The sequence below is a fragment of the Peribacillus sp. SIMBA_075 genome (assembly GCF_046534585.1).
Genome location: NZ_JAWRYN010000760.1, coordinates 1 through 266 on the forward strand (window position 1 = coordinate 1; position 266 = coordinate 266).

Here is a 266-nt window from a genome sequence, read left to right on the forward strand (position 1 = left end):
ACTTAAAAGGTACACTGCAAGTATTCGTGAAAAAGATGTTCGGTGAAGATCGTGAAATCCGTCTTCGTCCAAGTTTCTTCCCATTGACAGAGCCGTCTGTAGAGATGGATATTTCTTGTATGATGTGTCACGGCAAAGGTTGCGGCACTTGTAAAAGAACTGGCTGGATCGAAATTTTAGGCGCAGGTATGGTTCATCCGAACGTACTTGAAATGGCTGGTTATGATTCAAAAGAATATCAAGGTTTCGCATTCGGTATGGGCGCA

The 266-nt window shown here is 43.2% G+C and carries 1 protein-coding gene; it reads left to right on the forward strand.

Annotated elements, in window-relative coordinates:
* A partial coding sequence (locus SB775_RS30250; RefSeq protein WP_486360720.1) for a tRNA ligase subunit PheS family protein occupies positions 1-266 on the forward strand: 266 nt, incomplete at both ends.